This window comes from Dyadobacter sp. (assembly GCF_051859145.1).
GTDB lineage: Bacteria > Bacteroidota > Bacteroidia > Cytophagales > Spirosomataceae > Dyadobacter.
The window spans coordinates 1-5,844 of the sequence record NZ_JBHYGF010000275.1; the positions used below are offsets into that span (position 1 = coordinate 1).

Annotated in this window: 5 protein-coding genes; 1 reads left to right on the forward strand and 4 read right to left on the reverse strand. The window is 47.6% G+C overall.

The window, feature by feature from the left end; all coding sequences use genetic code 11:
• The 3 genes from ACTIE6_RS15870 to ACTIE6_RS15880 all read right to left on the reverse strand — a co-directional run.
• The coding region (locus ACTIE6_RS15870) for a four helix bundle protein (protein WP_439557570.1) at positions 1 to 311 on the reverse strand (311 nt) is incomplete at its 3' end.
• Positions 312 to 379: 68 nt separating this feature from the next.
• Positions 380 to 1,525: a Gfo/Idh/MocA family protein gene (locus ACTIE6_RS15875; protein WP_439557571.1), complete on the reverse strand. Its 1,146-nt coding sequence runs from the start codon at positions 1,523 to 1,525 to the stop codon at positions 380 to 382.
• 81 nt (positions 1,526 to 1,606) lie between these two features.
• Complete coding sequence (locus ACTIE6_RS15880) at positions 1,607 to 2,734, reverse strand: Gfo/Idh/MocA family protein (protein WP_439557574.1); 1,128 nt, start codon at positions 2,732 to 2,734, stop codon at positions 1,607 to 1,609.
• Positions 2,735 to 2,981: 247 nt separating this feature from the next.
• On the opposite strand from ACTIE6_RS15880, the gene ACTIE6_RS15885 reads away from it, so the two are divergent.
• Positions 2,982 to 4,211: an MFS transporter gene (locus tag ACTIE6_RS15885; RefSeq protein WP_439557572.1), complete on the forward strand. Its 1,230-nt coding sequence runs from the start codon at positions 2,982 to 2,984 to the stop codon at positions 4,209 to 4,211.
• 72 nt (positions 4,212 to 4,283) lie between these two features.
• Here ACTIE6_RS15885 and ACTIE6_RS15890 read toward each other — a convergent pair.
• Positions 4,284 to 5,844: endonuclease MutS2 (locus ACTIE6_RS15890; RefSeq protein ID WP_439557573.1), on the reverse strand; the 1,561-nt coding region annotated here is incomplete at its 5' end.

Consider the following 5,844-nt stretch of genomic DNA (forward strand, 5'->3'; position numbering starts at 1 on the left):
ATCAGGTCTTTCAGCTTTTTTGATGGCAATAGTCCAGACTCAGACATGATTTCCAGCCAAAACAATGACTCATCCGCTTCTTCAATAGTGATGCTGATTTTGGCATAGAATTCTTTTTCGCTCCTTGATCTGCACACTGCTCGGTAGTTCGCACCTACTGATGAAGATGATCGAAGAAATTGTCTTCCAATTACTTTCGACTGTTCATTCTGTGGTAATGCCTGGGACAATTTGATGCTTCGTAAAACAAACTGTTTCGTTCTATACCGCATAGCAGTAGCGAAGTCGCCATTCGATGTAAGATTTTCCAAGAAGTGTATGTAGATTTTTAAAAGTCAAGCTATTCACTCACTAACTCACTAATTCACTAACTCAAAATTTAAATAGTTACCCAAGCCTGCGCGCGATTACTTTCCAGTATCTTTTCACATATCAGCAACTCGCGATACCCGTCTGCGAAGGTTGGGAATGTGGGGTTTTCTGGTTGTTTGCCGGCGGCGATGGCGGCGTATACTTCTTTGAACATTTGCTTGGAAGTATCAGGGAAGCCTTCGTTGTGTCCGCCAGGGAAGGTGATTGTCGAGCGCACATCTTCATTGACCAGTGAAGGATCGCGCATCAGGATTTCGTTGCTCTTATCGCGGTTACCGATCCACATTTCGTTTGGTGATTCCGAGCACCAGCTGAACGTTTTCTTTGAACCTGCAATTTCAAGCGACATTCTGTTTTTGCGGCCGGCTGAAACCTGTGATACCGTGATCACCCCTTTGCTACCATTGTCGAAACGAAGCAAAACGTTGGCGTGATCTTCCGTATTAATAGGTACATCGGCGTAATCCTCAGGCTGCAGCATTTTGCCTGAATACGTTTCCACCGGTTTTAGCGGCTTTTTACGTGTTTTATGGATTGTGTTGAAGTCGGCCATTACTGCCACTGTTTTCAATCCGGTAATGTATTCCAGAATGTCCATCAGGTGAGAGCCGATATCTGCGATCGCGCGGGAGTCGCCTGATTTGTCCGGCTCCAAACGCCAGTTGTAATCGGTTTCGTAGAAAAGCCAGTCTTGCAGGTACGATCCTATGAATGAATAAATCTCACCCAGCTCGCCTTTTTCACGCATTGATTTCATCTGGCGCGCCAGCGGGTAGTAGCGCAGGTTGAAGTGTACTGCATTCACCAGCCCGGTTTCAGCAGCAAGCTTTACCAGCTCTTCGGCTTCCGCAAGGTCTTTGGCAAGTGGTTTTTCACAAATTACATGTTTCCCGGCCAGCAATGCAGCTTTCGATTGTGAGTAGTGCAGGAAGTTGGGCGTACAGATATGTATTGCCTGAATATCATCCTGTTTCAGAAGGTCTTCGAAAGTATAAGAACGTTCGATCCCGAGTGCGTCTGCTTTTTGAGCAGCCAGTTCAGCCGTTACTTCGCAAAGCGCTGCTACTTCAACATTAGGAAGGCGTCGCAGCGCTTCAATGTGCGCCGGGCCGATGAAACCTGTGCCGACAACGCCGACTTTGATTTTATTCATAAACGGGTATGGATAATAGGTGAGAAAACAGTCCGCCGGAGCGGGTTGGGATTAAGGTTAACAATTAATGTTTAATGCAGATCAGAAGTCAGTCCACTTAGTGTCTGTCTGGTTGGAGGCAATGACGGTGTCAATGAACTTCATTCCTCTCAAACCATCCTGCGCAGTCGGGAAATCGTATACCGGATCGGCTTTACGACCCTCCCAGTACGCCCGCACATGCAGTGCGAAGTTGCGGTACAGGTTGGCAAATGCTTCGAAGTAACCCTCGGGGTGGCCGGCTGGAATGCGCGTATGCACCTGGGCAGCTTTGGATAAATTTCCTACGCCTGTGCGGATAATGCGTGCGCCCTGGTTGGTTTTGTGGATCAATGTATTGGGGTCCAGCTGCTTCCATTGCAAGCCGCCGGTTTCGCCGTACACGCGGATATTCAGGTCATTTTCTTCTCCGTTAGCGATCTGGCTGTTTTGAAGAATTCCTTTTGCACCATTATTGAAACGCAGCAGGATGTTGGCGTCGTCGTCCAGCAAGCGGCCCTCTACGAAAATTGTGAGGTCGGCGCAAACCTGCGTGATTTTAAGACCGGTAATGTATTCTGCCAGGTTTTCAGCGTGGGTTCCGATATCGCCCAGGCCGCCGGCGGCACCCGAGCGTTTCGGGTCGGTGCGCCAGGCTGCCTGCTTGTTACCGGTCACTTCCACCAGCGTAGCCAGCCAGCCCTGCGGATATTCCACAATCACTTTCCTGATTTCGCCAATCGCGCCCGACCTGATCATCTCACGGGCTTCTTTCACCATCGGGTAACCGGTATAGTTGTGGGTCAGACAGAAGATCAGACCGGTTTTTTCTACCAATGCCACGATTTCTTCTGCTTCCTCGGTATTTAATGTAATCGGTTTATCGCAAACGACGTGAAAACCATTTTCCAGCGCAAGCTTCGTAGGAGAGTAGTGAACGTGATTGGGTGTAACAATCGCAACGAAATCCATTCTTTCTCCTTCGGGAAGCTGTTTCTCTTTCGCAATCATTTCTTCAAAATCATTGTAAACCCGGTCTTCCGGTAAATACAATGCTTTTCCTGTCTCTTTCGACTTCAATGGGTCGGAGCTGAAAGCGCCGCAGACAAGTTCAATTTCTCCATCCATGATCGCTGCACGGCGATGTACCCCGCCAATAAACGCGTCCAGGGAACCACCTACCATGCCCATTCTGATCTTTCTTGACATTCCAGTTGGTTTAAAGTTTTGAAAAGATTTTAAAGGTATAAAGAGTAGTATATATCACTCTTACTTCTTACAAATATAATTTTAACAGTCAAAAAACACCCCTGAAAGCCTGTTAAAACCAGTAGAATCGCCGTTAATTTGTTTTTTCAGTGAAAATCTTAAATTAAAACTTTAAGACGGACCGTTTCAAAAAACCATCTAATTCAAATAATCAAACCCATTTAGTCTTATGACTCAAACTGTTAACAGCGACCGGCTTTTTAACGCCAGCTGCTTTGCGTTAATCACCACAGCCTTTTCTTTCAGTATCCGCGCAGGTATTCTCTCCCAGCTGGGCACGGAGTTTGGCTTGTCGGCCCAGCAGCTTGGCTTTATAAACTCCATGTGGTTTGTAGGCTTTCCCGTGGCGATGATTATCGGTGGGCTGGTTTATCACTCGGTAGGTCCCAAAACCATTATGCAGGTTGCATTTTTCTCCCACTTTATCGGAATTCTCCTCACGATCTATTCAGGCGGTTATACAGGTTTGCTGATATCCACATTCCTGATCGGTATCGGTAATGGTTGCACCGAGGCAGCCTGTAACCCGATGATCGCCGACTCCTACACAGGTTTGCAGATGAACAAAATGCTAAACCGCTTCCACATGTGGTTCCCAGGCGGGATTGTGGTTGGTAGCCTGATCTCCAAGTTTATGACCGACGCCAACCTCGGCTGGCAGGCGCAAATCTGGGTGATCCTCATCCCGACCATCATTTATGCAGTACTTTTCTGGGGACAGAATTTCCCTAAACCACACGTTGAAGCAGCTACCTCGATAGGCGAAAACCTCAAAGCTATGTTTACGCCGCTCTTCATATTTATCTTCCTTTGCATGGCGCTTACTGCGATTTCCGAGTTCGGTCCTCAGCAATGGACAGGTTTGATCATGAGTAAAAGCGGCGCCAGCCCAATGTTGATCCTGGCTTTGGTAACAGGCTTAATGGCGATTACGCGATTCTTCGCTGCGCCGATCGTGGCCAGTCTCGGGGCAACCGGTATTCTGTGGGGAGGATCTATTCTTGCAGCGATCGGGATCTACATGTTCAGCACCGTAACCGGCCCGATGGCTTATGTGGCAGCTGTGGTATTCGCATTCGGAGTAGCACTTTTCTGGCCGACGATGGTGGGTTTCATTCCGCAGTATGTTCCCCGTGCAGGTGCATTTGGAATGTCAATTATCGGTGGTATCGGTATGTTTTCAACGGCCATTTTCCAACCCTTCATTGGAGGCTGGATCGATGAAGCACGTGCTGAAAAATCGGCGGAGGGACTCACAGGAGATGCCCTGGAATTAGCGGCGGGACAAGCAACCCTGCAAACAATGGTTATCTTCCCGGCGATCCTGATCGTAGCATTTGGTTTCCTTTATTTCTGGATGAAAGGGAAACGGGCAACCGCCGCAGTGCCTGCACATTAATCAGACTATTTTATCAAGACATAAAAAACGGGTTGCCATCACTGGCAACCCGTTTTTGTTTTTGGCTAAAACCTATTTAAGTTTTACAATCGTAACCCCTGCGCCGCCCCGGTCGGGATGTTCATCCTGCATTCCTTTCACCTGCGGATAGCCTCTCAAATGGTCTCTCACAAGTGTTCTCAGGATTCCGTCGCCTTTACCATGCACGATCCGCAGCTCGTCGTAGCCGAGCATAATTGCATTGTCCATGAACTGGTCTACTAGTCCCAGCGCTTCTTCTCCGCGTTTTCCGCGCATATCCAGGTTGAAACTGAAATTGAGCATACGCTCATTTAAGTCAACTCCTTTGGCGGCAGATTTCAGCTTCTTTTCGCCTGTGGCCGCTTTATAGGTTTTGTTGGATACCTTTTCGAGGCGGTTCAGTTTTACATTGGACTTTAAATCCCCGATCCTGATCTCAGCATCTTTACCTTTTACAGCCAGTACTTCGCCAATGGCAGTCTGCCCGAGAATGCGCACATAACTTCCCGGTACAATTTCGCCGCCTTCCGGCTCGTATATCTCTTCTGCCGGCGCTGTTTCTTTTACTTCTTCCAGTGCCAGGTTTTTCTTGCCAAAGGTTTCAAGTTCGTTTCTGACCGATTTCGTCTTCTCTTTCTCTGCTTTATTTTCCTTGATTTCGCGAATGGTATTCTCAATCAGCTGGTTCGCATCAGTCAGCAGGTTTTTTGCTTTCTGTTTCGCCTCGTTTACAATCTTCTTTTCATTGTTTTCAAGACGTTCTTTCAGAGTAGTGTAATCCGCCAGCTGCTTGGCGAGCTTTCTTTCTTTGATACCGATCTCAATGTTCTTCTCTGAAAAAACTTTGCGTTCGATATCAAGCTCTTTCAATAGCTTTTCAAAGTTGACCTGCTGATTGCCCAGCTTGTCTTTGGCGCGGTTCACCACAGATTCCGGCAGCCCGATTTTCGACGCGATTTCAAATGCGAACGAACTTCCCGGCCTCCCAATTTCCAGCTGGTAGAGCGGTTCCAAATGTTCTCCGTCAAATCGCATTGCCCCATTCACAAGCCCCTCCGTTTTGTCAGCGAGTACTTTCAGGTTGGTATAATGCGTGTTAATTACACCATATGCGCCCGATTTTACCAGGTTTTCAAGGATAGATTCCGCGATCGCGCCGCCTAATCCCGGCTCAGTACCTGTCCCGAATTCATCGATCAGAAACAATGTGCGTTTGTTCGAAGTAGTGAGAAAGTAGCGCATGTTCGTCAAATGGGAACTGTACGTACTCAGGTCGTTTTCCAGCGATTGTTCGTCACCAATATCAATAAAGATATTCTGGAAAAAACCCATTGAGGAACCTTCGTCGACAGGTACCAGCAATCCGCATTGGAACATATATTGAATAAGGCCGACCGTTTTCAGAGACACAGACTTACCTCCTGCATTCGGTCCCGAAACGATCAGTATCCTTTGCTTTTCACTTAATTCAATGTTGAGCGGCACTACTTTCTTGCCTTGTTTTTGGAAAGACAAATGCAGCAGCGGGTGACGGGCATTGCGCCAGTCTATAAACTGTTTGTTGGTAAAAGGCGGATTGATCGCGCCCATTTCAGCAGCAAGCTTCGCTTTG